Source organism: Sporosarcina sp. P29 (genome assembly GCF_002743265.1).
GTDB lineage: Bacteria > Bacillota > Bacilli > Bacillales_A > Planococcaceae > Sporosarcina.
In genome coordinates, this window is sequence record NZ_PDYX01000002.1 from 147,316 (window position 1) to 169,085 (window position 21,770).

Genomic DNA, 21,770 nt, shown 5'->3' on the forward strand with positions numbered 1-21,770 from the left:
ATTTGAAGGAGAGAGACATAATGACTGAAATGATTCATCGTTCCAATACTCGTCCCGTAAAAGTTGGTAATTTGACTATCGGGGGAAGCAATGAGCTGTTTATGCAAAGCATGACAACGACAAAAACACATGATGTCGAAGCAACAGTTGCAGAAATTAAACGTTTGGAAGATGCAGGCTGCCAAATCGTACGTGTAGCATGTCCCGATGAGCGCGCTGCGTATTCGATTGGAGAAATCAAAAAGCAAATCAATATTCCGCTAGTAGTGGATATTCATTTTGACTATAAATTAGCATTGATTGCAATTGAACAAGGTGCAGATAAAATTCGTATCAATCCAGGTAATATTGGCCGTAAAGAGAAAGTTGAAGCTGTTGTTAATGCAGCAAAAGCGAAGGGTATTCCAATTCGTATCGGTGTCAACGCAGGTTCACTTGAGAGAAAAATTCTTGAGAAGTACGGCTACCCTACTGCAGAAGGTATGGTTGAAAGTGCATTGCATCATATCAAAATCCTTGAAGACTTGGATTTCCATGATATTATCGTGTCACTTAAAGCATCTGACGTTAACTTGGCGATCGAAGCATACAAGCTTGCGGCTGCGGCATTCGATTATCCATTGCACTTAGGTATTACAGAATCCGGTACACTATTCGCAGGTTCAATCAAGAGTGCGGCAGGTCTTGGTTCCCTTCTATCATCAGGTATCGGTAACACGATGCGCGTATCGTTAAGTGCGGATCCGGTTCAAGAAATCAAAGTAGCGAAAGAGTTACTGAAAGTATTCGGTTTATCTTCCAACTCGGCAACATTAATTTCTTGCCCAACATGCGGCCGTATCGAAATCGACTTAATTTCCATTGCTAATGAAGTAGAAGAATATATCTCGAATATTAAAGCACCGTTGAAGGTAGCAGTTCTTGGCTGTGCGGTAAACGGTCCAGGTGAAGCCCGTGAAGCAGATATCGGTATTGCTGGTGCTCGTGGTGAAGGATTGCTCTTCATGCATGGTAAAACGGTCCGAAAAGTTCCAGAAGAGACAATGGTCGAAGAATTGAAAAAGGAAATCGACATTTTAGCCGAGGAATATTTCGAGAAGAAAAGACAAGAAGAAGCACTTGCAGCACAAGGTAGCGTTTCTGAATGAGGGATATACGTTTCGGGATCGACATTGACGGGACGGTAACTACACCCACTGCTCTGCTTCCCCATATCAACAAGCGTTTCGGTTCTAATCTGACACTCGCGGATATTAAAGAGTATGATTTGACGAAAGCGTTTGATGTGGACCCTGAACAGTTTGGGCAATGGTACAAAGAAACGGAAGAACTGATCTATCAGACTTCCCCTGCTCAAGAATTCGCAAAAGAAGTATTGACCAATTGGCAGAAGCAGTTCGAGTTGTATTATATTTCAGCCCGTGGACCGAATGTACTCGAGTCTACAACGAACTGGTTTCACGAGCAGCAAATACCTTATGACCACGTAGAGTTGATTGGCACGCATCATAAAATTGAGACGGCCAAGCAATTCAACGTAGATGTATTCTTCGAAGACAAGCATGACAATGCAGTAGGTATCCACGAGGAGTTGGATATTCCGGTGTTCTTATTTGATACTCCTTATAACCAGGATCCGATTCCTGAAGGTGTCATACGAGTAGCCAATTGGAAACAAGCTGATCAGTACGTTAGACAGTTATTTCATACAACCGAAATGATAAAGAGTAAATGATGGCTGGAGCACCGCATATTGCGGTGCTCTTTTTTATAGTCTTCTTGTATATTCGCATCTTACTTTTAACTTCACATGTATAATAAAACCTAGTACATTATTAGTACGAAATATAGTAGATTGAGGTTTTTAATGCATGTCTTTCCATCTAATTGTATTAGTAATCATTGCCGTATTTATTGGTGCTTTATCGCGTGCTACATTCGGTTTTGGTGAAGCAGTTGTCAGTATGCCCTTGCTCGCATTACTATCAGTAGATTTACATACTTCTATCGCTTTAATAGGTTTGGTGGGACTCACGGTGGCATTATTTACCGTAGTTTCGGAATGGCGTCATGCGGACCGTCCAGCTTTACTTCGCCTAGTCATAGGTGCTTTAGCAGGAATTCCCGTTGGTATCGTATTGGTCGTCAAACTTCCCGATACGCTAATAACTATTGCACTTGGGATCTTTTTAATTCTTTATGGTTCGTATTCATTTGGCAAGAGTCTATTACAACATACTTTTGCTACAGAAAGACTGAAGGCGAAGTTTTGGTCATGGCCAGTTGGATTTGTATCCGGTGTGCTTGGAAGCGCTTATAATACTCACGGTGTGCCCGTAGTCGTGTATGGTACGTTAAGACGTTGGGAACCAAAGCGCTTTCGCGGAACCTTGCAAGCCCATTTTCTTATTACAGGGACATTTATAGTTGCTGGACAGGCTTTAGGGGGACTATGGTCAAAAGATGTATTTATATTATACGGTTACTCTTTCCCCACTGTCATACTCGCAACATGGCTCGGTATTTCTATACAACGTCGTATGCCAAATGAAAAATTTATACGCTATGTATTTCTTCTACTAGCATTCCTAGGAGCGATTTTATTACTTACTTCCATTTGAATACTATTCAATAAAAAAGGCAGCACATCATAAAAAATGATGCGTTGCCTTTTTCTATTCAAACTATCCCACTTTACACTTCGGACATCTGCCATAAATCTCAAACTTATGCCCTTCTATTACATACTCTGACAAATTTACCGTTACACTATCCATCGGGCAAATTGGAATGGATTTCGTGCCACCACACGCTGTACAAATGAAATGGTGGTGATGATGATCCGTCGCACACTGCATACGAAAAAGTCGCTCGCCATTCAGTTCTGTTTCATCTAAAATACCAAGCTTCGAGAACATGGCAAGATTCCGGTAGATTGTATCAAAACTAATACCCGGATTATCCCGTTCTACCGCTACGCGAACTTCCATAGCCGTGACATAGCGATCCGCATCATCAAAAAATCGCAATAGTATTTCTCGGTTCTTTGTTCGTTTATAATCATATTTCAATAGAATATCCCATGCTTCATCTATCGACATATCGTAACGCCACCTTTCCTGCTGCCTATGACCGTACTTTTTTCCATAAAAGTACTAACAGTAAAATGAACACTGACGTAACTACAATGGTCCCGCCAGGCGCGATATCTAAGTAAAACGCAGATATCAGCCCAATGATCACAGCGATTTCCCCGAATACTACCGAGTATACTAGTGCACCCCTATAGCTTTTAGCCACTTGAATAGCAGCTGCCACAGGCAATGTCATCAACGAAGAAACTAGCAAAATTCCAACGATTCGCATTGATGCACCAATGACTAGCGCTGTGATAATCATAAACGCCGCTTGAATAACGCGTTCATTAATCCCAGACACTCTCGCATACTCTGGATCAAATGCCAATGAAAATAACTCTTTATATAAGAAATAGATAAAGGCAATCACAATAATAGCAATAAAAATAACAATGTATAAATCTTGCCGACTCACAGCGGACACTGAACCAAATAAATAACCGACTAAATCTGTACCAAAACCTTTGGCAAGGGATATAAATATTGCCCCAAAACCAATACCTGCAGATAAAATGATCGGAATCGCCAGTTCTTCAAAGCTTTTATACACTCTACGCAATCGCTCAATCAACAAAGAGCCGATTACAGCTGCCCCCATCCCTAAATACACTGGGTTAAGCGCCGCGAAGAACAATACTTGCTGACTCAAATAGAGACTGCCTGCAATCCCTGCGAGTGCTACGTGACTAAGTGCATCTGAAATCATCGCCATACGACGCACTACGATAAACAATCCTAGCATCGGGGCGATCAAGCCAATAATTAGCCCAGATAATACAGCATTTTGTAAAAACTCATATGTGAAAATAGCTTCAATCATCTAACCGGCTCCGTTTCTTTTTGATGGAGCCGACGAATAGGATGACCGTACCAGCCGGACAATTCCGCCTCACTCATTTTTTCATAGTCTGCATGGACACCATGGAAATGGATAGATCGATTCAAGCACGCAATATGTGTTGCAAGCTTTGTCACGACATCGATTTCATGTGTCACGAGTAAAATCGCTATTCCGTACTCACGATTCAATTCGCTAAGCATAGAATAGAAGGATTCTACATTTTGTCTGTCAATTCCGACTGTCGGCTCATCCATGATCAGTAAATCCGGATGACTTACGAGGGCTCTCGCAATGAAGACACGCTGCTGCTGACCTCCTGAGAGATCACCTATACTTTCATCTTTACGATCAGCCATTTTCACTACATGTAGCGCATCAAGAGCTTGCTGTTCATCTTCTTTATCGAACCGCTTGAAAAGTCCCTTTTTACTCGTTAAACCGCTCTTCACGACTTCCAATACCGTTGCTGGGAACTGCGTCGTAAATGCATTGGATTTTTGAGAGACGTAACCAATTCTTTGTTGTTGGTTAAACGAATCAATCGGCCCACCAAACAGTTCAATCGTGCCTTGTGACGGTTTCAACAACCCTAGTATGATCTTTAATAATGTAGATTTACCCGAACCGTTTGGACCAATTAACGCCCAAAACTCCCCTTGTTTCACTTCTAGACTGACATCAGAAAGCGCAACAGAGTGATTAAATTTATGCGATATATGCTCTAAGTTAATAATGGAATTTGTCATATACATATCCCTTCCTTTAATTCGGAATCATTCCGATTACTTTATGAATTATATAGTAAGACGCGGAGGGATACAACCAATTGAAAGGAAATGATGAAGATGGATTTACTTCAGTTAATTCAGGAAATTAAACAGTTGCCCGATCAGGAAGCAGTACATTACGCGGCAAGTTATGGTGTGGAGTTGTCTACGAAGGAGGTACAGCAGCTACGACCTTTGCTGGATGAAGTTTCATTCACTTGGTTGTTTACAGGTATTCCGTCCGTATTCATCGAAAAAATCACTTCGATCATTGGCTATGAGAAGACCATGCTGTATTTGGAACAATATAAACTACAATAGAAAAAAGCGTTGCGGGTACGCAACGCTTAAAGTCTTCAGTTATGCAATTCTTCTAATCGAGCAGGAGTGAATTGATGATTTTTCAACATGTCAATCTCCACTGCATAAGGGGCTTTTTTATTTGCTTTATCTGTTCCGATAAATGGCGTTTCCAAGATTTTTGGGACGTCTTTAAATGCTGGATGATGAACGATATACACCAACGGTTCGAAGCCGATATGTCCCATGCCAATATTTTCGTGACGGTCTTTTCCAGCACCACAAATATTCTTGCTGTCGTTAACATGAATGACGGAAATCCGGTCCAGTCCAACAATATTGTTAAATTGATCTAAGACACCTGAGAAATCATTGACAATATCATAGCCTGCATCATGAACGTGACATGTATCAAAACAAACGGATAGACGTTCGTTATGCTTCACACCGTCGATGATCTTGGCGATCTCATCAAAACTTCTACCACATTCTGTTCCTTTACCAGCCATCGTTTCAAGTGCGATGCGAACATTCGCGTCTTCAGATAACACTTCATTCAAGCCTTCAATTATTTTCTCGATACCTACTTCCGCCCCTGCGCCCACGTGGGCACCTGGATGGAGGACAATTTGGTTAGCACCAAGCGCTTCAGTGCGCTGGATTTCCTGTTGCAAAAAGTCTACGCCTAAGCGGAACGTTTCAGGCTTCGTAGTGTTCGCGAGATTAATAATGTACGGCGCATGGATGACGAGATTTGATTGGCCATTTTCTTCCATACTCTGTGTACCGCTTTCGATATTCAATTCTTCAATTGGTTTACGTCTCGTGTTCTGAGGCGCTCCCGTATAGATCATGAATGTATTAGCTCCATAGCTTAGAGCTTCTTCACTTGAGCCAAGTAGCATCTTTTTACCACTCATGGATACGTGAGAACCTAGAAGGATATCGTGTTGTGTCATGATTTCTTCTTTATTCTCCTTTGTCTCTTTTTAAAGTTCTCTTTTTGTTCTGCCATCTTCTTCTTGTAGCCTGGCTTCACTTTATCTGGCTTACGAATATAGGAATCTGCTTTTTTATCAAGTTCATCTACCTCACGTACGCGTTTCTTACGTGCTTGACGCTCTTTCACTTCAATCCATTCACCATTTTTGACATCTTCGTGAACAAAAGGAATGCCAAGCTTCTCAATTTGATTAATTGCATCTTCATCGGACGGCTCATACAACGTAATCGCATGACCTTGCATTCCTGCACGTGCAGTACGTCCTACACGGTGAACAAAGAATTCCAGATCATCTGGTAATTCAAAGTTAATGACGTGACTGACACCTGGAATATCGATTCCTCTCGCTGCCAGATCAGTCGCCACGATGTATTGATACTCTAGATCCCGAACTTGCTTCATAACACGTGTACGTTCGCGTGGCGTCAAATCACCGTGGATTTTTCCAGGCTTATGCCCGTGCTCCGCTAAATAGGTAGCCAGACGATCAGCGTTTTGCTTTGTGTTCATGAAAATAATCGCTAGATACGGCTGAAGGGCATCCATCACGTGTAGTAGTTTCTTGTTTTTATCCATACTTCTTACAGGAACTAATGAATAATGCATATTCTCAGTCAACGGTTTCTTATCATCCATCCGCACATGAACGGGTGAGTTCATATACTTCGACAAGAATGGCTTCAGTTTTTCAGGAATCGTTGCAGAGAATACATACATGCTAATCTTCTCCGGCATTCTTGAAGCAAACTTATCAATATCTTCAATGAAGCCCATATCAAATGCAAGATCTGCTTCATCAATGACTAGCTGAGTGGCTGTGTGGATCGATAATGCGCCGGTTTCCGACATATCTTGGATACGTCCTGGTGTACCGACGATGATGTGCGGTGTGCTCTTTAATCGTTCAGCAGAGCGTTTTTTATCTGTACCGCCAATCAAGATTGCACTTTTGATATCCGTTCCTTCGATTAGCTTTTTCAGTTCATTATGAAGTTGAACCGCTAACTCACGTGTCGGTGCTGTAATGACCGTTTGCAGTTCGTCCTGCTCCGGCTTAAGTTTTTCAACAAGTGGAATTAGGAAACTATGGGATTTCCCTGTTCCTGTATGGGCTTGTCCAATTGCACTTGTGTTTTTCATGATCAATGGAATGATTTCTTTTTGGATCGGTGTTGGTTCTTCAAACCCTAATTTTTGAATGGCTTCCCTCAAAAACGGTTTGAATTGGTAATCAGTAAATTTAGACATATCGTTCCTCCTCTAGATAATTCTTATTGTACCATGATTCGGTGCCATCAGTGGTTTTTTTCGCATAGGATATAGGGGAAACAACTAAAAAATTAGAAAGGAGTTCGTGATGAGATATCAATCATTTTATCCGTTCAGCAATCAGCCGCCTCAGCCTAGGATGACACCCGCCACTCCGCCTATTCAACAAAGAGCGCCCATGCCTTTCCCTCAACAAGGCATGGGAAATTCCAGGAACCCGAGGGAAATGCGTGGCGGTGCTCCACAACAGCAGGCAGGTATGCAAGAAACCGGTCCTTCACGGGCTGATCAATACATGCAAACAGCAAATCGTTTTTTCAATACCGCTCAACAATTCGCACCATTAGTCCAGCAGTTTGCGCCACTTGTCCAAAATTTACCTGCTATGTGGAGGTTATATAAAGGGGTACAATCTATGCCGGACGCACCGACAGCCTCTTCTGCACCACGTCCAAGCAGTCCGCAAACGCCCAATTCTAGACCTTCCCAAGCCACTAATCAGCCATCTATTCCGAGGATTTTTCAACCGCCCTTCTGAACTCTTTGAATCGTTCACGAATCTCCGCTATAATGAAAGAGAAGTTAGTAGAGGAGTGGAGTGGATTAAATGAAAGTACTCAAGATATCACCAAGAGGTTATTGTTATGGTGTAGTTGATGCGATGGTCATTGCGAGGAATGCTGCGCTAGATCCTACCCTGCCGAGACCCATTTATATATTAGGCATGATCGTCCACAACAAACACGTCACAGATGCTTTTGAAGAAGACGGGATCATTACGTTGGACGGGGAAAATCGCCTAGAGATTTTACGTAAAGTGGATAAGGGAACTGTAATCTACACGGCACACGGTGTTTCTCCTGAAGTTCGCCAATTAGCGAAAGAAAAAGGATTAGTTGCCATTGATGCAACATGTCCAGACGTTTCTGTAACACACTATTTAATTGAAGAGAAAGTAGCAGAAGGCTATGACATCCTTTATATCGGCAAGAAGCATCACCCAGAACCTGAAGGCGCAATTGGTGTTGCCCCGGATTCTGTCCATTTGATTGAGCGTCTTGAAGACATTGAAAATCTAGACATTAGCAATGACAAATTATTGGTTACAAATCAAACTACGATGAGTCAATGGGACGTTGCACATCTCATGGAAGAGTTGGAACGTAAATTCCCTCACATCGAAGTACACCAAGAAATTTGTCTGGCTACACAAGTTCGCCAAGAAGCTGTAGCAGAACAAGCCGGTGAAGCAGAGTTGCTGATTGTCGTTGGAGATCCGAAAAGTAATAACTCCAACCGTTTAACGCAAGTATCTGTAGAAATCGCAAACACACCTTCATACCGCGTCTCAGACGTTTCAGAAATCGACCCTGCATGGCTTATGGGCATTGAGACAGTAGCGGTCACGGCAGGTGCTTCGACACCTACCATAATTGTTAGAGAAGTTATTGCGTTCTTGAATGAATTTAATCAAGATGATCCTACAACACATCATCCGGAAAGAAAGTTCAAGCTTGAGAAAATCTTGCCAAAAGTCAAGAATCCAACGCCTGTAATCCGGATCGAACCATAAGTATAAGAAAAACCGTCGAGTACGCTCGACGGTTTTGTTTATGATAGGAATTGAAAAGGCTCAGTAATGACGTTAGATTCAATAAATTCAACAGCTAATTTATTTTTTTGACAAAGGTCTGTCATTTTATTCGCAACGCCAGCAATCATAATTTTTTCGATATTATGACCAGGGTCTACAATGGCAAGATCAAGCGCTTGCGCATCTTGCGCCACATGATAATACATATCTCCTGTCACGAGTACATCGGCCCCTTTTCTCTTGGCAGCTGCAATATATTTATTTCCATCCCCGCCAAGAACCGCCACTTTATGAATTTTCGTCTGTGGATCACCTACGAAACGTAATGCCGGAACTCCAAATACATCTTTCACATGTTGTGCAAATTCCTTCAACGTCAACTCTTCTGCAAGTTGTCCGATACGCCCAATTCCTTGCTCATTCGTTTTCTGCTGCATCTTGACTAAATCAAATGCCGGTTCTTCATAGGGATGCGCAGCAAACATTGCTTTGATGACTGTAGCCTGCTGACTCTCCGCGAACACGACTTCAATTCGCTCTTCGTCCACTTGTGTCGGTTCCCCAACTTCTCCAATCGTCGGATTTGCTCCAACAACCGGTGTGAATCGACCAGTGCCTTGCGAGCTAAAACTGCATGCCTGGTAATCACCAATCGCACCCGCTCCTGCACTTGCCAATTTCTGACGCAATACATCCGCATTTTCCAACGGACAGAATACTGCCAGTTTCATTAAGTACTCAGAGTCTGTAATATCAATCGGTTCCGTCTGCTGTATACCAAGACGTTCCGCTAACATATCATTGACACCACCTGCGGCAATATCAAGATTGGTATGCGCAGCGTAGACCGCAATATTATGTTTAATACATTTCTCAATCATTTTCCCTTGAGGTGTATCTGTCAGAATGGATTTTACAGGACGGAACAATGGGGGGTGGTGTGCAATCACAAGAGTGGCCCCATTTTCAATTGCTTCATCAATCACTTGTTCGTTGACATCAAGCGTAACAAGAACTTTATCTACAGGACGATTCAATTGGCCGATGTGCAGTCCAACCGGATCCCCTTCAAATGCAAGCCGCTTCGGTGACCACTTTTCAAATAGTTCAATGATCTGATGTCCATTACTTTTCTTCATGTGCTAACACCTTCCTGACTAATTCTATATTTTCTTGTAATTTTGCTTTTTTGCTCTTAATTTCTTCCGTTTGTTCTGCGTGATCAAGAGCTTTTATGACCCGCTGCCATTCAAGCATCTCCCGCTCCCACTTCGCTCGGAATACGTTAGATTGTTTACGGCGTAAAACCGGCCCGACAAGTAAATCGGTTGTTGAGTAATCAGCCGCTCCTCTTTCAAGCACAAGGACTTCATAAATTTTACTGTCTTCTAGCAAAATCTCTTCATCTACAATGCAAAATCCATTCGCTACAGCCCATTCCCGAATCGCGATCGCGTGCAGATTGGGTTGTACGATAATTCGTTGTACATGCGTTAAACGGTCCTTACCCGCTTCGAGGATCGATGTAATCAATGTCCCACCCATTCCTGCGATTGTCACTGTCTCGACGTTGTCAGTGTCTTCTATCGCCTGCAAACCATTTGCTAAGCGCACGTCAATATGGTCCGCAAAACCATTCAGATCTACATTGCGCGTCGCCGCTTCAAAGGGACCTGTCACTACTTCTCCTGCAACGGCTTTACGTATCTTTCCTTTATTCATTAAATAGCACGGTAGATAGGCATGATCACTACCAATATCCGCAAGCACAGTATCTTTCGGAACAAAACTGGCTACCATTGCCAGACGTTCCGATAATTGATTGGTATTCATGGTTCCCCGCCTTTCATTCTCCTCTATTGTATAATCGCTACTCATTTCATGCAATGCAAAAGAGCCAGTAAACCAAGAGTTACCCTGGTTTACTGGCTCTTTAAATTAAGTAGACAATCAGTCTAATGATAAAATGTAATCAACCATTTCATCTATGTTCTCATCTGGAACTAGTCCAGCTGGCATTGCAGTTCCAGCAACACCGTTTTTGATTGCATCATGTACTTCATCTGCATCAAGTGAGCTATTTAGAGCTGGCCCCATTCCGCCAGTTAAGCCATCACCATGACAACTAATACACTTTTGTTGAGCAACAGCTTCTGCGTCAAATTCGCCAGTGTTTGCACTTTCTTCTTCAGTTCCTTGCTCTGTGCCTTCTTCATTAGCTCCAGCAATTTCTTTTTTCTGATCTAGACCATAAAGCGACATGAAGAATACAAGTCCAATTCCTAGTGCGAAAATCAAAAGAAATGGTACAACAGGATTTTTATTCATTGGATTACCCTCCTTCATCAGAATCTATTCTGTAAAAGATACAGTATACACTTAACATTGTACTGTATCTATAAGAAAACTGAAAGTGTTATCGAGTGACTTTTCGTTTTTTGTGACAGAATCGCCATAATTCGCGAATCAACAACCCAGTTGTCTAGCAATGACCATTCGCTGGACTTCTGAAGTGCCTTCTCCAATTTCAAGTAGCTTGGCATCACGTAAATAACGCTCGACCTCATATTCACGCATATAGCCATAGCCACCGTGTATTTGAATCGCTTCATTGGCAACTTCCATCGCTATTTCTGAAGCATATAATTTACACATCGATGCTTCTTTTGTAAACTTTCTGCCTTGATCTTTTAGCCATGCCGCTTTATACACCATAGTCCGTGCGAGTTCGATCTTCATCGCCATATCAGCCAGTTTGAATTGAGTAATTTGGAAAAAAGATAAGGTTTTTCCGAATTGCTTGCGTTCCTTTGAATACTTTAAAGCTCGCTCGTAAGCCGCCTGTGCAATACCTACTGCCATAGCACCGATACCTATACGACCGCCATCAAGTGTTACCAGGAACTGCTGAAACCCTTTACCCGTCACGCCAAGTAGATTCTCTTCTGGAACTACTACATCTTCAAGCAATAATTCTGTAGTATTGGAAGCATGCAAGCCCATTTTTTCATAGTTATCGATTATTTTAAAACCTTTTGAAGTGGTCGGTACGATAATTGCGCTAATTTCTTTCTTGCCGTCTTCACGACCCGTCACAGCAGTCATTGCTAGGTGTTTAGCATAGCTTGCATTGGTGATATAGACCTTTGAGCCATTGATTGTATACTGACCTTCAGAAAGGATGGCAGACGTCTCTGTTCCACCAGCGTCAGATCCAGCATTAGGCTCCGTCAAACCGAAAGCACCAAATGATTCGCCAGTACAGATCGGTGTAAGATACTTCTGTTTTTGCTCTTCTGTTCCAAATAAGTTTAGAGGCGCTCCACCTAGTGATATATGAGCGGAATAGGTAATTCCCGTTGACGCACATGCACGACTCAATTCTTCTGTCACTATGGCAAAACTAATCGTATCTGCTCCACCCCCACCGTATTTCTCGGGAAATGGTAAGCCCATCATACCCATTTCTGAAAGCTTTTTAAAAATCTCCACTGGGAACTCCCCCGAGCGATCACGATCTACTGCACCTGGTGCTACTTCTTCATTTGCAAAGTCTCTCATCAGTTTTTTCACCATTTGCTGTTCTTGAGTTAAATCAAAGTTCATCATGATCATCCTCTCTCCACTTATACGATTCTATTTCAGATAAAATTGTAAGCCCTTACATTATAGTATATAGAAAACGGACGGAATATAGCAATACATCCATTGCATTCCGTCCGATTATATAGATAATAGTAAAAATGCGACTACTGTCAATAGACCTAGTGAGCCTGAAATAGTGAAGTATAATAACTTTAATATTCTTCCAGTAAATAACCATAAACCGCAGTTTAATACGAGGAGTCCGATCAATAATGTCATGTCCCCATCAAAAAATGCAGTCCAAATCTTCAATGACATCATTAATAAAAGAAATGCCATCGATATGTATAGAAATGGTGCAAAACCTTTCTTGATGAACGTTTTTCCAAATACGAGCGTTAGGAAAATTATGGCCAATACAGCAGCAACAGTCAATGTGGCAATAGGATATTCTGTCAGCACGAACATAGCAATTGATGCTACACCTGCAAGCAACAAGCTGATGAGCAAAATCATAAATTGTTTGATTCGTAACTTTTTGCGTTCAATTTGAAGTGTGGAAGATTCTTTCTCGGCCACTTCATCCGGATCTTCTCCTTGCGCATACAACGTAATCAGGAAATCGCAATAATGTTCAGGAAGTAGTTTATTGGCTTTCCAATACCGGATTTCAGAAATGATGATCTGTTTCTTATCTATAGCCATCCTTTCTCCTCCAATAGTATCAATCTTCTATTTTTTACTAAAGAATAAAAAGCATCGGCTATATCAAGCCGATGCACTTATTATTCTAAGAAATCCTTAAGTCGTTTGCTGCGTGATGGGTGGCGTAACTTTCTAAGAGCTTTTGCTTCGATCTGACGAATACGCTCACGCGTAACACCGAATACTTTGCCTACTTCTTCAAGCGTACGCGTACGACCATCATCAAGACCAAAACGTAAACGCAATACATTTTCTTCACGATCTGTTAACGTATCTAAAACATCTTCAAGCTGTTCCTTCAACAATTCATAGGCTGCATGGTCTGAAGGAGACTGCGCTTCCGAGTCTTCGATGAAATCGCCTAAATGGGAGTCATCTTCTTCACCAATTGGCGTTTCCAACGATACAGGCTCTTGGGCGATCTTCAAGATTTCACGAACTTTTTCCGGAGTTAAATCCATTTCTTCTCCGATTTCTTCAGGAGAAGGCTCACGTCCTAAATCCTGTAGCAATTGACGCTGGACACGAATTAATTTATTGATCGTCTCCACCATATGCACAGGAATACGAATTGTACGTGCCTGGTCCGCAATTGCACGTGTGATTGCCTGACGGATCCACCAAGTTGCGTACGTACTGAATTTAAAGCCTTTCGTATGGTCAAATTTCTCAACCGCTTTAATTAAGCCCATATTTCCTTCTTGAATCAAATCTAAGAATAACATACCGCGACCGACATAGCGTTTTGCGATACTGACAACTAAACGCAAGTTCGCTTCAGCCAATTTCTTTTTGGCATTCTCCCCACGAATAATAGTTGCATCTATTTTAGGAGTCATTTTTCCTGTTTCCTCAAGCTCGGCTTCAGCAGCCAAACCATCAATAATCCGAATCGCCAAGTCTACCTCTTCTTTACCTGTCAATAAATCTACTCGTCCTATTTCTTTCAAATACATACGGACCGGATCGTTGATTCTGACGCCAGGTGGTACACTTAAATCATTTAAATCAAATTGCTCTTCTTTTTCAGCTTTGGGATCAGCTTCTTCTTTTCTATCCATTTCGATCTCTTGCGCTTCGATCTGATCAAGAAATTCTTCAAATTGTTCAGGTTCCATTTCGAAGGATGCTAGTTTTTCTGTTACATCCTCTAGTGTTAGTTCACCTGTTTTTTTACCTGCTTCAATAATAGCCGCTTTTGCTTCTTCAAGAGTCATTTCTACTTCTCCCGTTTGTTCTTCTTTTGTCATAGTGACTATACCTCCTTACAGAACCTTTAACGATCTCACAAGCTGGATTACTTCCGAGGCCAACTCCATTGCTTTAAGTAGGTCGTTCCTTTTTTCTGCTTCATTAGATTCGTGCCTTTTTTGATCAATTAGACGTTTAATTTGATTTCTTTTTAAATGACGGATACAGTCATTTACTTCTTGTGTGGTATGCTCCTGTGAACGTTCAGTTAAGATGGCTTCCATGACGACTTTCTTCAGTTGCCGGTCTTCTAACGTTTCTGCAAACCGCTGATAGTTTGGCAAATCATATTGCTCATAAAACGCTGCTAACTTAAAGAAAATTTTAATGACGTCATCTCTTACAAATAAATCTTGGAGTTCCAGTCGTTTTTCCTCGAATAGATCTGCGTCCATCAGTAGGTGCGCAAGAAGTAATTGTTCCGCACGATCTGTTTCTGCACGATTCGCCGGAGCTTTCGTAACATGTACGGTTCTGCTTTCATCAGGACTTGTATCTCGCGATTGTTTCGCCTTTTTTGCAATCGACTTGGTGAATTCTTGACCAAGTGATTCTTTTGAAGCATGTGTTTCATTGTGGAGTTGCTGGATCAATAAATCTTTCTCGATAGGAGAACAACGGTGAGCCAGTTCGTCAAATACTTCGTGTACGTATTGCTTGATGTCATGATCAACGGATAAATTCTTATCTCTTCTATAGTAGGCCGCTACGAAAGAAATATAGGATAACGCTGGATCAAGCACCTTTTCTGAAAATACTTCTGAACCATGTTGACCGATATAGTCATCAGGATCCATTTTATCAGGCAATGTGGCAACCAGTACATCCATTCCGCTATCCATTAGTTGGTCGGCAAATCGTTTGGCAGCCCCCCAGCCAGCTGAGTCACCATCACAGCAAATGACTATCTTTTTTGCCATTCGCTTCAATTTCACGATATGATGCGCGGATAATGCAGTACCCATAACAGCCACCGTATTTCCTATTCCGCCACGATCTGCTGCAATCGTGTCCATGAAACCTTCGAATAGTACTACTTTACCCGTTTTTCGAACATTAAGACGCGCACGGTGAAAATTAAACAAAACCTTACTCTTTTCAAAGACGGGTGTTTCCGGACTATTGATATATTTAGCGTCAGAAGAAGAATCCTCCAACCTTCTGCCGGAGAATGCGATGGTTGCACCATTATCATCCTGAATCGGAAACATGATCCTTCCCCTGAAACGGTCAAAATAACCTGAGCCATCTTCTTTATGGAAACAAAGTCCTGCCGTTTCCATTTCCTTCATATCAAAACCTTGTCTCTTTAGTAGTGCCGATAAGGCATCTGACTGAACGGGAGACCATCCTATTTCATACTGTTCTATCTCGTCACGCGTAAATCCTCTTTTTTCTAGATATTCTAATGCTTTTTCGCCTTCTATGGTGTTTAAGAGCAGATGGCTATAAAAGTTAGCTGCCAGTGTATAGGCTTTCAGCATCTTTTGATTAGATGAGGATTTTGACGATTGGTTGTCTGTCTGGGAACTTTCCAACTCCAATCCCATTCGACTGCCCAATTTGACGATTGAGTCGATGAATGACCGGTTTTCCATATCCATCATAAACGTGATGGCATTACCGCTTGCGCCGCAACCAAAACAATGGAACAGCTGCTTGTCTTCGGAAACAGAGAAAGACGGACTACCTTCTTCATGGAATGGGCAAAGTCCAAACCAGTTTTTACCTCTTTTTGCTAATTGGACATATTCGCTGATCAAATCAACAATGTCGGTTCCTGAACGAATTTCCTCAATTGTATCGTCAGATATTCTTGTCATTCTATCACCATTTCCACTCTATATACATAAATTCTAGACGTTTTACAAAAACCCTTCTTTATCGACAATTTTCGCTATAATTATTTTCAGTATCTGCATTTTTGTCACATTTATGACATCTTAGCCGAGTGGAGACACACAGAAAAAAGAAGACCCAACTAGTTCGTTCAGTTGGCCTTCCTTGCTAAAAATGCTTTAAGAATCGTATTGGCTGTCTCTTCTACTGCACGATTCGTCACATCAATGACGTCACAACCGACACGCGTTGTAATTTCATTGAAATAGTCTATCTCTTGTTGAATACGTGCTATTTTCGCATAGTTTGCATCATCTTTCAAGCCTAATGTCTCCAAGCGGGATTTCCGGATCGAATTCAATTGCTCAACGGATATACATAGGCCGAAGCACTTTGCAGGATCAATGGAAAAAAGTTCTGACGGTGGGTCTACTTCTGGCATGAGCGGTACGTTGGCCACTTTATAACCTTTATTCGCAAGGAATTGTGATAACGGTGTTTTAGATGTTCGAGAAACACCTATTAACACCATGTCCGCTTCCAATATGCCACGTGTATCTCTTCCATCATCATAGCGAACTGCAAACTCGATTGCTTCAATTTTCTTAAAATAGTCGTCATCTAATTTCCTGACAAGACCAGGTTCTTCAAATGGTTGTTGTTTTAATTGGTCTCCCATCTTCTCAATCACTGGCCCGAGTAAGTCTACGGAAGGTACACTCAATTCTTCACAAAGTAGAAGTAATTGCTCTCTCATTTGGCTTTTGACCAATGTAAAAACAATCAGTGCTTGCTGTTGCTTTGCCAAGAACACAATTTCCTCTAATTGCGAATTCTCTTCTATATAGGAAAACCTTTTTATCGAAACGGTCTCTAAATCGTGACGAAACTGACTTGCGGCTGCTTTCGTCACAAGACCTGCAGTTTCTCCGACAGAATCCGAGACAATGAATAATGTGAATTTTGTCATGCAGTCACTCCTTATACATCTTGATCTTCCACTAATGAAAGAAAAGCGGCAGTAATATTTGTTTTCGTCACCCGCCCCATTACTTCAAGTCCATTTTCACGCTCTTGAACGATAGGTAATGAATCGATTTGGCTATCCATCATTTTTTTGGCAACAGAAATGAGTGTATCTTCTTTTTTGCAATATGTGACATTCGGCATTCTTGTCATAATGACATGCACGGGTATCTTTTCTAATTCTGTTCTTCCGATGCTCGTTCTCAGCAAATCCTTACGTGACACAACACCTGTCAATAATGACTGCTGGTCCACTACGAATAGTGTACCTACATCTTCTAAAAACAGCTGGCAAATCGCGTCATATACAGATAGATTTTCAGTGATGACGACTGGTCTTGATTGATAATTGCCTACAATCATGTCCACCATGCCATCCGCGACGGATTTGATAGGTTTCTTGCCAGAATAGAAATAACCTACACGCGGTCGTGCATCTAAAAACCCAGCCATCGTCAAGATTGCTAGATCCGGCCTTATCGTAGCGCGCGCCAAATGCAAACGTTCAGCAATTTGCTCTCCTGTAATCGGACCGTTTCCTTTGACGATGTCGAGGATTTCATTCTGACGTGTATTTAATTCCAAACATGTCACCGCCTTCAGACTTCAAAGTTGTATTTACTTACTAATTATATATCAACACGCTCGCTATTGCGAAGAAAGGAGAAGCATGCTAAACTAATTTTGAATGAAGTAAACGTAGAACGGTCAATAAGTAGTGTATATTATGAGCGAACAGGGATAGTGAAAGCCTGTACTTACACGAAAACGGCAGCCGGGAGTTGAAACGTTCATTATGAAAGTGGGTTGAAAAACCAATCGGGGTGGAACCGCGGGTTATCATGCACTCGTCCCCGGACATGATTTTATGTCCGGAGACGTGTGCTTATTTTAATTGGAGGCGTTTAGAATGTTATCTATGGAACAAGTAGTCAATCTTTCAAAACAACGGGGATTTGTATTCCCAGGATCTGATATTTATGGTGGTTTGGCGAACACTTGGGATTACGGTCCATTAGGTGTCGAACTAAAAAACAACATCAAGCGCGCTTGGTGGCAGAAATTCATTCAGGAATCACCTTATAACGTAGGTCTTGATTCCGCTATTCTGATGAACCCGAAAGTTTGGGAAGCATCCGGTCATATTGGAAACTTCAATGATCCGATGATCGACTGTAAAAAATGTAATACCCGTCACCGTGCTGATAAATTAATTGAAGAAGCATTGGATGCAAAAGGAATCGAAATGGTCGTTGATGGCCTACCGTTTGATAAAATGTTCGATTTGATTCAAGAACATGAAATCAAATGTCCAACATGTGGCGCATTGGATTATACAGAAATCCGTCAATTCAACTTGATGTTCAAAACAAGTCAAGGTGTAACAGATTCATCAGCAAACGAAATCTTCCTTCGTCCGGAAACGGCACAAGGGATCTTCGTGAACTTCAAAAATGTTCAACGCTCTATGAGAAAGAAAGTACCTTTTGGTATTGCACAAGTAGGGAAAAGTTTCCGTAATGAAATCACACCGGGTAACTTCACATTCCGTACGCGTGAATTCGAACAAATGGAACTTGAATTCTTCTGTAAGCCTGGCGAAGATGAGCAATGGTATAAGTACTGGATTGACCAGTCTGAAGGATTGCTATTGAACCTTGGTTTGAAGAAAGATAATATCCGTCTTCGCGAGCACAATGAAGATGAACTATCCCACTATTCTAAAGGAACTGTGGATATCGAATACAAATTCCCATTTGGTTGGGGAGAGCTATGGGGGATCGCGAACCGTACGGACTTCGATTTGAAGCGTCATATGGAGTATTCAGGCGAAGACTTCCACTACCAAGATCCAATCACGAATGAGAAATACGTACCGTACTGTATCGAACCTTCCGTTGGTGCGGACCGCGTAACGTTGGCATTCTTGTGTGATGCATTCGATACGGAAGAACTTGAAGACGGCGATACACGTACTGTTCTTCGTTTCCACCCAGCACTTGCGCCTATCAAAGCAGCTGTACTTCCATTATCTAAAAAACTAGCGGATGATGCACAGAAAGTATATGCAGAGCTTTCAAAGCACTTCCCAGTACAATATGATGATTCCCAATCCATCGGTCGTCGTTACCGTCGTCAAGATGAAATCGGAACACCATTCTGTATTACATTTGACTTCGATTCACTGGAAGACCAACAAGTAACTGTTCGTCACCGTGATTCCATGGAGCAAGAACGTATGCCAATTGCAGACGTTACAGCATATATCCAAAAGCACTTACAATTTTAATTATAGAAAAGCCCAGAAGAAGTTGGCATCAGCCATCTTCTTCTGGGCTTTCTTTAGTTTGCTCTTTTGGTTTTTGCAATTCAGGTGTACGTTCCAGTTGTTCAATGAACTTCCTGGATTTCAGAAAAATCCCAGTTTGCTCTTGATAAATCGTTGACACAAGCTTCGCCATAAATGTCTTCGTTGGTTTCTTCAACGTCAGCTTACCAATCTGATCGAGCGGAACATTGTAAAACATTCGGATCAATTTAATTTGTGTAGGCGACAGACGAATGATGTACGGATCCACGTGAAAGCAGCGATGACAGAGAAAACCTATCTGTTGGAAAGAAAAAGCAAATTCGCCTTCCGTAGCGCCGCAACTTGCACACTCATGGAGTATAGGATGTATGCCCGCAACCGGTAGCATCTTCCACTGAACGAACAGCGAAATGGCTTCTGCATCATAACCTTCTTCCATAGCGTTAAATGACTCATCAAGCAATCGAAATATGCTTGCATTCGGCTGTTCCGAATCTGTTAGGCGATCAAGCAATTCTACAATCAAACCAGCGTACGCCGTTGTCTCTAGATCAGAGCGAATGTGACGTACACTGCTGATGAGTTCACCTTGCTCCAGCGACCCCATGCCTCTACTTGCACGAACAAGAAAATAGCCGTGAGTGAAGGTTTGTGTAATAGCAGCTAAGCGACTCGCAGGTTTTTTCGCACCTCTCGCCATCGTCGTGATCTTCCCCGCTTCTTTCGTATAAATCGTCACGATTTTATTGGATTCTCCGTAAGGGATACTTTTGATAATAAAGCCTTCCAACTTATTCAGCAACGCGCTCTCCCCTTCAGCAGGACAGACAGCTTAGTAGTCTTCCTCGTTAAATCCAAATTCTTTCAAACGGCTTGGACGGTTACGCCAATCTTTTTGGACTTTCACCCATAGCTCTAAATAGACTTTCTCACCAAGTAGCATTTCGATGTCTTTTCTCGCTTTCACGCCGACTTCCTTCAGCAACTTGCCGCCTTTGCCGATGACGATGCCTTTTTGCGAATCGCGTTCTACGATGATAGTCGCGCGGATATGCATTTTATGTGTTTCAGGATCTTGCTCCATACTTTCAATCGCTACCGCAATGGAGTGAGGTATTTCTTCACGTGTCGTATGCAATACTTTTTCACGGATCATTTCAGAAACGATGAAACGCTCTGGGTGATCCGTCACTTGTTCCGCATCATAAAACTGCGGTCCTTCATTCAAATAACTTTCAATCACTTCCACTAGACGTTCGATATTATTACCGTTCAGTGCAGAAATAGGAATCACTTCGGTGAACTTCATTTCGTTTGTATACGACGTAATAATCTCAAATAACGTGTCGGGATGCACAAGGTCTATTTTATTGATGACTAAAAATACAGGTGTCTCGGATTTAGCGAGCCATTCCATAATGAAACGATCTCCTGTACCGATTTTCTCATCCGCATTGACCATGAACATGATGACGTCGACTTCGCTTAACGTGCTGCGTGTCACTTTCAACATGAAGTCGCCCAGACGGTGTTTCGGTTTGTGGACTCCCGGTGTATCAATGAAAATCATCTGAGATGAATCAGTTGTGACGATTCCCTGCACTTTGTTTCGTGTTGTTTGCGGCTTATCGCTCATAATCGCGATTTTTTGACCGACCATACGGTTGATGAATGTAGATTTCCCCACATTCGGACGTCCGATGATGGAAATAAAGCCTGACTTAAAGTTGTTCTTCTGCATAATCTAAATCCTCCTTGGAAAAAGCACCCGGCAATAGCTGGTCTACTGTTGTTTCTTGTATTTGACCTTTTAAGTTCGTCAAGTACACAGGCATGTCCGGTGCACAAAATTCCGCGATGACTTGGCGGCAAGAACCGCATGGCGCGATTGGGCCGTCTGTATCACCAATTACTGTGATCGACTTGAACGACGTGACACCTTCAGATACAGCTTTGAAAATAGCTGTTCTCTCTGCGCAATTGGTTAATCCATACGCGGAGTTTTCAATATTGCATCCACGATAAATAGTACCGTCTACGGCTTCTAATGCAGCACCTACCGGAAATTTCGAATAGGGTACATAAGCCTTCTTCATTGCTTGCTTTGCTTCATTCATTAATTGTTCTACTTGCATTTAATTA

Annotated in this window: 24 protein-coding genes; 7 read left to right on the forward strand and 17 right to left on the reverse strand. The window is 42.0% G+C overall.

Features of this window, described 5'->3' with window-relative positions:
* Nucleotides 1-20: 20 nt before the first annotated feature.
* The 3 genes from ispG to CSV68_RS02605 all read left to right on the forward strand — a co-directional run bounded on the left by ispG (nt 21) and on the right by CSV68_RS02605 (nt 2,621).
* Nucleotides 21-1,148: a flavodoxin-dependent (E)-4-hydroxy-3-methylbut-2-enyl-diphosphate synthase gene (gene ispG / locus CSV68_RS02595; protein WP_099634139.1), complete on the forward strand. Its 1,128-nt coding sequence runs from the start codon at nt 21-23 to the stop codon at nt 1,146-1,148.
* On the forward strand, nt 1,145-1,735 hold the full coding sequence (locus tag CSV68_RS02600; protein ID WP_099634140.1) for a 5' nucleotidase, NT5C type: 591 nt from the start codon (nt 1,145-1,147) through the stop codon (nt 1,733-1,735). Before ispG ends, CSV68_RS02600 begins: the two co-directional genes overlap by 4 nt.
* A gap of 136 nt (nt 1,736-1,871) precedes the next feature.
* Nucleotides 1,872-2,621: a sulfite exporter TauE/SafE family protein gene (locus tag CSV68_RS02605; RefSeq protein ID WP_099634141.1), complete on the forward strand. Its 750-nt coding sequence runs from the start codon at nt 1,872-1,874 to the stop codon at nt 2,619-2,621.
* Nucleotides 2,622-2,684: 63 nt separating this feature from the next.
* On the opposite strand, the gene CSV68_RS02610 is transcribed toward CSV68_RS02605, so the two are convergent.
* From CSV68_RS02610 to CSV68_RS02620, 3 genes are read right to left on the reverse strand one after another with little or no spacing between them, the layout of a single operon-like run.
* On the reverse strand, nt 2,685-3,101 hold the full coding sequence (locus tag CSV68_RS02610) for a Fur family transcriptional regulator (RefSeq protein ID WP_099634142.1): 417 nt from the start codon (nt 3,099-3,101) through the stop codon (nt 2,685-2,687).
* Between the two features lie 25 nt (nt 3,102-3,126).
* Nucleotides 3,127-3,957, reverse strand: coding sequence for a metal ABC transporter permease (locus CSV68_RS02615; RefSeq protein WP_099634143.1), 831 nt, complete (start codon nt 3,955-3,957; stop codon nt 3,127-3,129).
* Nucleotides 3,954-4,724, reverse strand: coding sequence for a metal ABC transporter ATP-binding protein (locus CSV68_RS02620; RefSeq protein ID WP_099634144.1), 771 nt, complete (start codon nt 4,722-4,724; stop codon nt 3,954-3,956). Before CSV68_RS02620 ends, CSV68_RS02615 begins: the two co-directional genes overlap by 4 nt.
* Before the next feature lie 99 nt (nt 4,725-4,823).
* Here CSV68_RS02620 and CSV68_RS02625 point away from each other — a divergent pair, with 99 nt between their 5' ends.
* Nucleotides 4,824-5,066, forward strand: coding sequence for a hypothetical protein (locus tag CSV68_RS02625; RefSeq protein WP_099634145.1), 243 nt, complete (start codon nt 4,824-4,826; stop codon nt 5,064-5,066).
* Nucleotides 5,067-5,101: 35 nt separating this feature from the next.
* Here the strand turns inward: CSV68_RS02625 and CSV68_RS02630 are convergent, their stop codons facing one another.
* Both CSV68_RS02630 and CSV68_RS02635 read right to left on the reverse strand, forming a co-directional pair.
* On the reverse strand, nt 5,102-6,004 hold the full coding sequence (locus tag CSV68_RS02630) for a deoxyribonuclease IV (protein WP_099634146.1): 903 nt from the start codon (nt 6,002-6,004) through the stop codon (nt 5,102-5,104).
* Nucleotides 6,001-7,296, reverse strand: coding sequence for a DEAD/DEAH box helicase (locus tag CSV68_RS02635; RefSeq protein ID WP_099634147.1), 1,296 nt, complete (start codon nt 7,294-7,296; stop codon nt 6,001-6,003). Before CSV68_RS02635 ends, CSV68_RS02630 begins: the two co-directional genes overlap by 4 nt.
* A gap of 109 nt (nt 7,297-7,405) precedes the next feature.
* Between CSV68_RS02635 and vrrA the strand changes: the two genes are divergently transcribed.
* Together vrrA and CSV68_RS02645 are read left to right on the forward strand one after the other, a co-directional pair.
* Entirely contained in the window at nt 7,406-7,855 is a 450-nt protein-coding gene (gene vrrA, locus CSV68_RS02640; RefSeq protein ID WP_099634148.1) for a VrrA/YqfQ family protein, read from the forward strand.
* A 69-nt stretch (nt 7,856-7,924) separates the two neighbouring features.
* Nucleotides 7,925-8,890 carry a 4-hydroxy-3-methylbut-2-enyl diphosphate reductase gene (locus CSV68_RS02645; RefSeq protein ID WP_099634149.1) on the forward strand — a complete coding sequence of 322 codons (966 nt, stop codon included), beginning with the start codon at nt 7,925-7,927 and terminating at the stop codon, nt 8,888-8,890.
* A 38-nt stretch (nt 8,891-8,928) separates the two neighbouring features.
* Here the strand turns inward: CSV68_RS02645 and CSV68_RS02650 are convergent, their stop codons facing one another.
* The 9 genes from CSV68_RS02650 to ccpN form a co-directional block, all read right to left on the reverse strand.
* The gene (locus CSV68_RS02650) at nt 8,929-10,050 is read right to left on the reverse strand and encodes a Nif3-like dinuclear metal center hexameric protein (RefSeq protein WP_099634150.1); all 1,122 of its coding nucleotides are present in this window, start codon (nt 10,048-10,050) and stop codon (nt 8,929-8,931) included.
* Complete coding sequence (locus CSV68_RS02655; protein WP_099634151.1) at nt 10,037-10,744, reverse strand: tRNA (adenine(22)-N(1))-methyltransferase; 708 nt, start codon at nt 10,742-10,744, stop codon at nt 10,037-10,039. The genes CSV68_RS02650 and CSV68_RS02655 overlap by 14 nt, the downstream gene beginning before the upstream one ends.
* Before the next feature lie 117 nt (nt 10,745-10,861).
* Nucleotides 10,862-11,239, reverse strand: coding sequence for a cytochrome c550 (gene cccA, locus CSV68_RS02660; protein WP_198166190.1), 378 nt, complete (start codon nt 11,237-11,239; stop codon nt 10,862-10,864).
* Between the two features lie 138 nt (nt 11,240-11,377).
* Nucleotides 11,378-12,517 (reverse strand): acyl-CoA dehydrogenase family protein, encoded by a 1,140-nt coding sequence (locus CSV68_RS02665; RefSeq protein WP_099661480.1) that lies wholly within the window; start codon nt 12,515-12,517, stop codon nt 11,378-11,380.
* A 117-nt stretch (nt 12,518-12,634) separates the two neighbouring features.
* On the reverse strand, nt 12,635-13,201 hold the full coding sequence (locus tag CSV68_RS02670; protein WP_099634152.1) for a hypothetical protein: 567 nt from the start codon (nt 13,199-13,201) through the stop codon (nt 12,635-12,637).
* A gap of 80 nt (nt 13,202-13,281) precedes the next feature.
* The gene (gene rpoD / locus CSV68_RS02675) at nt 13,282-14,451 is read right to left on the reverse strand and encodes an RNA polymerase sigma factor RpoD (RefSeq protein WP_099634153.1); all 1,170 of its coding nucleotides are present in this window, start codon (nt 14,449-14,451) and stop codon (nt 13,282-13,284) included.
* Nucleotides 14,452-14,466: 15 nt separating this feature from the next.
* On the reverse strand, nt 14,467-16,275 hold the full coding sequence (gene dnaG / locus CSV68_RS02680) for a DNA primase (RefSeq protein WP_099634154.1): 1,809 nt from the start codon (nt 16,273-16,275) through the stop codon (nt 14,467-14,469).
* Between the two features lie 167 nt (nt 16,276-16,442).
* Complete coding sequence (locus tag CSV68_RS02685; protein WP_099634155.1) at nt 16,443-17,261, reverse strand: pyruvate, water dikinase regulatory protein; 819 nt, start codon at nt 17,259-17,261, stop codon at nt 16,443-16,445.
* Nucleotides 17,262-17,272: 11 nt separating this feature from the next.
* A complete protein-coding gene (ccpN, locus tag CSV68_RS02690; RefSeq protein ID WP_099634156.1) occupies nt 17,273-17,911 on the reverse strand; it encodes a transcriptional regulator CcpN in 639 nt (212 codons plus the stop codon).
* A gap of 316 nt (nt 17,912-18,227) precedes the next feature.
* Between ccpN and CSV68_RS02695 the strand changes: the two genes are divergently transcribed.
* Complete coding sequence (locus tag CSV68_RS02695) at nt 18,228-19,607, forward strand: glycine--tRNA ligase (RefSeq protein WP_099634157.1); 1,380 nt, start codon at nt 18,228-18,230, stop codon at nt 19,605-19,607.
* Nucleotides 19,608-19,635: 28 nt separating this feature from the next.
* On the opposite strand, the gene recO is transcribed toward CSV68_RS02695, so the two are convergent.
* Genes recO through CSV68_RS02710 form a run of 3 tightly spaced genes read right to left on the reverse strand, consistent with a single transcriptional unit; the run spans nt 19,636 to nt 21,763 of the window.
* Nucleotides 19,636-20,430 (reverse strand): DNA repair protein RecO, encoded by a 795-nt coding sequence (gene recO, locus CSV68_RS02700; RefSeq protein ID WP_099634158.1) that lies wholly within the window; start codon nt 20,428-20,430, stop codon nt 19,636-19,638.
* Between the two features lie 30 nt (nt 20,431-20,460).
* On the reverse strand, nt 20,461-21,369 hold the full coding sequence (gene era, locus CSV68_RS02705; RefSeq protein ID WP_099634159.1) for a GTPase Era: 909 nt from the start codon (nt 21,367-21,369) through the stop codon (nt 20,461-20,463).
* Nucleotides 21,350-21,763, reverse strand: a complete 414-nt coding sequence (locus CSV68_RS02710) for a cytidine deaminase (protein WP_099661403.1) — start codon at nt 21,761-21,763, stop codon at nt 21,350-21,352. Before CSV68_RS02710 ends, era begins: the two co-directional genes overlap by 20 nt.
* Nucleotides 21,764-21,770 lie beyond the last annotated feature (7 nt).

What these genes read in the sequence shown, in the direction of transcription:
- CSV68_RS02630 (WP_099634146.1), bottom strand. Translation starts at nt 6,004, where the DNA reads ATGACACAACACGATATCCTTCTAGGTTCTCACGTATCCATGAGTGGT.
- cccA (WP_198166190.1), bottom strand. Translation starts at nt 11,239, where the DNA reads ATGAATAAAAATCCTGTTGTACCATTTCTTTTGATTTTCGCACTAGGA.
- CSV68_RS02635 (WP_099634147.1), bottom strand. Translation starts at nt 7,296, where the DNA reads ATGTCTAAATTTACTGATTACCAATTCAAACCGTTTTTGAGGGAAGCC.
- vrrA (WP_099634148.1), top strand. Translation starts at nt 7,406, where the DNA reads ATGAGATATCAATCATTTTATCCGTTCAGCAATCAGCCGCCTCAGCCT.
- CSV68_RS02620 (WP_099634144.1), bottom strand. Translation starts at nt 4,724, where the DNA reads ATGACAAATTCCATTATTAACTTAGAGCATATATCGCATAAATTTAAT.
- CSV68_RS02655 (WP_099634151.1), bottom strand. Translation starts at nt 10,744, where the DNA reads ATGAATACCAATCAATTATCGGAACGTCTGGCAATGGTAGCCAGTTTT.
- CSV68_RS02615 (WP_099634143.1), bottom strand. Translation starts at nt 3,957, where the DNA reads ATGATTGAAGCTATTTTCACATATGAGTTTTTACAAAATGCTGTATTA.
- CSV68_RS02670 (WP_099634152.1), bottom strand. Translation starts at nt 13,201, where the DNA reads ATGGCTATAGATAAGAAACAGATCATCATTTCTGAAATCCGGTATTGG.
- CSV68_RS02625 (WP_099634145.1), top strand. Translation starts at nt 4,824, where the DNA reads ATGGATTTACTTCAGTTAATTCAGGAAATTAAACAGTTGCCCGATCAG.
- CSV68_RS02610 (WP_099634142.1), bottom strand. Translation starts at nt 3,101, where the DNA reads ATGTCGATAGATGAAGCATGGGATATTCTATTGAAATATGATTATAAA.
- rpoD (WP_099634153.1), bottom strand. Translation starts at nt 14,451, where the DNA reads ATGACAAAAGAAGAACAAACGGGAGAAGTAGAAATGACTCTTGAAGAA.
- era (WP_099634159.1), bottom strand. Translation starts at nt 21,369, where the DNA reads ATGCAGAAGAACAACTTTAAGTCAGGCTTTATTTCCATCATCGGACGT.
- CSV68_RS02685 (WP_099634155.1), bottom strand. Translation starts at nt 17,261, where the DNA reads ATGACAAAATTCACATTATTCATTGTCTCGGATTCTGTCGGAGAAACT.
- CSV68_RS02665 (WP_099661480.1), bottom strand. Translation starts at nt 12,517, where the DNA reads ATGAACTTTGATTTAACTCAAGAACAGCAAATGGTGAAAAAACTGATG.
- CSV68_RS02605 (WP_099634141.1), top strand. Translation starts at nt 1,872, where the DNA reads ATGTCTTTCCATCTAATTGTATTAGTAATCATTGCCGTATTTATTGGT.
- CSV68_RS02645 (WP_099634149.1), top strand. Translation starts at nt 7,925, where the DNA reads ATGAAAGTACTCAAGATATCACCAAGAGGTTATTGTTATGGTGTAGTT.
- dnaG (WP_099634154.1), bottom strand. Translation starts at nt 16,275, where the DNA reads ATGACAAGAATATCTGACGATACAATTGAGGAAATTCGTTCAGGAACC.
- ispG (WP_099634139.1), top strand. Translation starts at nt 21, where the DNA reads ATGACTGAAATGATTCATCGTTCCAATACTCGTCCCGTAAAAGTTGGT.
- CSV68_RS02650 (WP_099634150.1), bottom strand. Translation starts at nt 10,050, where the DNA reads ATGAAGAAAAGTAATGGACATCAGATCATTGAACTATTTGAAAAGTGG.
- CSV68_RS02695 (WP_099634157.1), top strand. Translation starts at nt 18,228, where the DNA reads ATGTTATCTATGGAACAAGTAGTCAATCTTTCAAAACAACGGGGATTT.
- CSV68_RS02600 (WP_099634140.1), top strand. Translation starts at nt 1,145, where the DNA reads ATGAGGGATATACGTTTCGGGATCGACATTGACGGGACGGTAACTACA.
- CSV68_RS02710 (WP_099661403.1), bottom strand. Translation starts at nt 21,763, where the DNA reads ATGCAAGTAGAACAATTAATGAATGAAGCAAAGCAAGCAATGAAGAAG.